At 70.0% G+C, this 3,262-nt stretch carries 6 protein-coding genes; 1 reads left to right on the plus strand and 5 read right to left on the minus strand.

The window, feature by feature from the left end:
* Positions 1 to 102 precede the first annotated feature (102 nt).
* Together NHG85_RS06760 and NHG85_RS06765 are read right to left on the minus strand one after the other, a co-directional pair.
* Positions 103 to 573 carry a c-type cytochrome gene (locus NHG85_RS06760; RefSeq protein ID WP_253330990.1) on the minus strand — a complete coding sequence of 157 codons (471 nt, stop codon included), beginning with the start codon at positions 571 to 573 and terminating at the stop codon, positions 103 to 105.
* Between the two features lie 87 nt (positions 574 to 660).
* Positions 661 to 843: a hypothetical protein gene (locus NHG85_RS06765; protein ID WP_253330991.1), complete on the minus strand. Its 183-nt coding sequence runs from the start codon at positions 841 to 843 to the stop codon at positions 661 to 663.
* 122 nt (positions 844 to 965) lie between these two features.
* Between NHG85_RS06765 and NHG85_RS06770 the strand changes: the two genes are divergently transcribed.
* Positions 966 to 1,415: a type II toxin-antitoxin system RatA family toxin gene (locus tag NHG85_RS06770; RefSeq protein WP_253330992.1), complete on the plus strand. Its 450-nt coding sequence runs from the start codon at positions 966 to 968 to the stop codon at positions 1,413 to 1,415.
* Between the two features lie 16 nt (positions 1,416 to 1,431).
* Here NHG85_RS06770 and NHG85_RS06775 read toward each other — a convergent pair whose 3' ends face one another.
* The 3 genes from NHG85_RS06775 to ispF form a co-directional block, all read right to left on the minus strand.
* A complete protein-coding gene (locus NHG85_RS06775) occupies positions 1,432 to 1,911 on the minus strand; it encodes a CinA family protein (RefSeq protein ID WP_253330994.1) in 480 nt (159 codons plus the stop codon).
* A gap of 2 nt (positions 1,912 to 1,913) precedes the next feature.
* Positions 1,914 to 2,411: a phosphatidylglycerophosphatase A family protein gene (locus tag NHG85_RS06780; RefSeq protein WP_253330996.1), complete on the minus strand. Its 498-nt coding sequence runs from the start codon at positions 2,409 to 2,411 to the stop codon at positions 1,914 to 1,916.
* Positions 2,408 to 3,262: 2-C-methyl-D-erythritol 2,4-cyclodiphosphate synthase (gene ispF / locus NHG85_RS06785; RefSeq protein WP_253330997.1), on the minus strand; the 855-nt coding region annotated here is incomplete at its 5' end. The genes ispF and NHG85_RS06780, both read right to left, overlap by 4 nt.

A 3,262-nucleotide genomic window follows, 5' to 3' on the forward strand; every position in this document is an offset into this window, starting at 1 on the left:
CGTCGGCCAAATCGTCGGGCAAGGGGGCGGGCGCGGTCAGTACCCAGCCCGTGCCGCCCGCCAGCACCGCCAGCGCAGCAAGCCCCGCGAGCGCGCGGCCGATCATTCCTCGGGTTTGCGGAAGGCCTTGTGGCAATCGCCGCAGGCCCCGCCCAGCGCGCCCATCGCGCCCTGCAATGCGGCGAGATCAGTGCCGGCGGCCTCCTGCATGGCCATGGCCGCCTCTTCGAGGCTGGCCGCGTGCTCCTCGAACTCGCCCATCTTCTCCCAGATGGCGGGCAGGGCGCGGCTGTCAGCGATCTCCTCGCTCGACGAGCCCTCGACCCAGTAATTGCCGTCGACCCCGGAGGCGAGCCCGCTCAGCGCATCGGCCGCGGCGGAGGCGGTCGTCGCGTCATACTCCGCTTCGCCCTTGGCCATGGCGCCCAGAACGCCCAGATGCGCACCCATCAGCTTCATGTGACTCTCGCGCAGCTCATGCGCCTTTTGCGGCTCGAAGGCCTGCGCGGAGGCAAGACCGGCCAGGGCCGTGAGGCCGGCGGCGGCGAGGGCGAGGCGGATCGGACGGGACATGATGGCATCTCCTGCTGTGCGACTGTGCTGGTTCTACCCTAGCGTCAGCCGGATTGCGGTCCAGTGGAAACATCCCGCCTCATGGGTTCAGCGCAGCCCCGCGCCGCGGCCCACGGGGGTGACGCTCAGCGCCTCGGGCCAGCCGACGAAGCGCTCTATGCTCACTAGCAGCAGGCACAGCGCCACGACCCCCGCGATGAGCGCCATCCGGCGCGGCGAGGGGGGGTGGCGGACCCAGTGGGTCAGCCGGAGCAGCCAATGGATGTTCATGTCGCACTTTCCCTCTCGGTCTCTTGCACCAGATCGGTGCGATGATCGCATGGCGCAAGCGGTCCGGGGTTGATCCCGGGCCGCGCGAGGGCGAGATGAGGCGAGACACGAAGGACCGATCCATGCCGACACATTCCGAGACCCGCACGCTGCCCTACAGCGCCCAGCAGATGTACGACCTCGTGGCCGATGTCGGCAACTATCCCAAGTTCCTGCCCTGGACCGCCGCCGCGCGGGTGCGCTCGGTCACGCCCGAGGGCGATCACGAGGTGATGCTCGCCGACATGGTGATCTCCTTCAAGGTGTTCCGCGAACGCTTTACCAGCCGCGTTACGCTCTGGCCCGAGCAGAAGAAGATTCATACCGAGTATATCGACGGGCCGTTCCACCACCTCGAAAGCAACTGGAGCTTCCGCGACGTGGAGGGCGGCGCGGAGGTGCATTTCGACGTGGATTTCGAATTCCGCAACCGGCTGCTACAGGGCGCGGCGGGGCTTTTCTTCAACGAGGCGATGCAGCGGGTGGTGCGCGCCTTCGAACGGCGCGCGCACGAGCTCTACGACACGCCCTGAGCGGTGATGGCGCGGGTCAGCTTTCAAGCTCCTTGATCGCGCCGATCACCAGCGCGATGGCGTGATCGCGCGCGAGGGCGCGCACCGTGTCGCGCCCGCGCGCGCCGAATTCGACCAGCTCCGTCGAGCACGCCCGCGCGGTGGCGACGCCGAAGCAGACGCGCCCTTCGGGCTTGTGCTCCGAGGCCCCCGGCCCGGCGATGCCGGTGACGGAGACGGCGATGTCCGCGCCCGAGTGGGCGAGGGCGCCCTGCGCCATTTCGGCGGCGACCTCGACGCTCACCGCGCCATGGGCGTCAAGCGTGGCGGCGGAGACGCCGAGCAGCGCCTGCTTGGCGGCGTTGGAATAGGTGACGACCCCCCAGTCGAAGACGCTCGACGCGCCCGGCGTCTCTGTGATCGCCGCCGCCAGCATGCCGCCGGTGCAGCTTTCGGCCGTGGCGACGCGCAGCTTTGCCGCGCGCGCCGCGTTCACCAGACGTGCCGTGTCGCCCATGCTCAGCCTCCGAAGATCAGCACGCCATGCGCCAGCGCCGCCAGCACAACCACGCCGAGGGCGGCAAAGATCCCGGCGACGACATCGTCCAGCATCAGCCCCGTCACGTCGCCGCGCCGGTCCATGCGGCCCACCAGCGACGGCTTCCAGATGTCGAACAGCCGAAACAGCACGAAGGCCGCGACCCAGCCGGGCCAGAGATCGAGCACCGGCGCGCCGACATGCGCGGCGCCGAACAGCACCGGCCAGATCGCGATCCACTGGCCCACCACCTCGTCGATGACGACATGGGAGGGGTCGTGATCGCCCGCGCGCGCGGCCTCGGCCCGCGCTGCCGGAAAGCCCACCGCCAGCGCCAGCGCGATCATCACCAGCATCAGCCACGGCCCGCCGATCCAGTGGATCGGCAGCGCCACGACGAGGGCGGCGAGAGAGCCCCATGTGCCGGGGGCGGGGCGGATCAGCCCGCTGTAGAAGAAGGTGGCGACGAGCCGGCTCATGCCTTCACCAGCGTCGCCGTGGCCATGGCGGCGATGCCCTCCTCGCGGCCCGCGAAGCCCAGCCTTTCGGATGTCGTCGCCTTGACGCTGACCCGGTCCGGCTCGATCTGCATGATTCGCGCCAGCTCGGCGCGCATCGCCTCGGCATGCGGGCCGATCTTGGGCCGCTCGCAGATCAGCGTCACGTCGCAATGGGTGATCCTGAAGCCCTCGACCCGCGCCAGATCGGCGGCATGGGCAAGAAAGACCTCCGAGCGCGCGCCCTTCCACTGTGGATCGGAGGGCGGGAAATGCTGGCCGATGTCGCCATGCGCCATCGCGCCGTAGATCGCGTCGGTCAGCGCATGCATGCCGACATCGGCATCCGAATGGCCGATCAGCCCCGCGTGATGCGCGATCTCTACCCCGCAGAGCCAGACCGCATCGCCCGGCCCGAAGGCGTGCACGTCGAAACCATTGCCCGTTCTCACATCCATGTCGCACCCCAATATCCGCTCGGCGCGGGCGAAGTCCTGCGCGCCGGTGATCTTCAGATTGTCCTCGTGGCCCGGCACGACCGCGACCGCAAGCCCCGCCGCGCGCGCCACCGCCACATCATCGGCGGCGGGCGGGCCGTCATGGGCGCGGTGCGCCGCGAGGATGGCGTCGAAGCGAAAGCCCTGCGGCGTCTGCGCCCGCACCAGCCCCTCGCGCGAGGGGGCCTCGGCCACCGCACCATCCTCAATGCGCCACAGCGCATCGGTGACAATGAGGCCCGGCGCGGCGGCGGGGCCGTGATCGAGCGCCGCGATCACCGCGCGGATCGTCTCGCGCGGCACCAGCGGCCGCGCGGCATCGTGAATGAGAACCCG

The sequence above is a fragment of the Limimaricola litoreus genome, assembly GCF_024159025.1.
Taxonomy (GTDB): domain Bacteria; phylum Pseudomonadota; class Alphaproteobacteria; order Rhodobacterales; family Rhodobacteraceae; genus Limimaricola; species Limimaricola litoreus.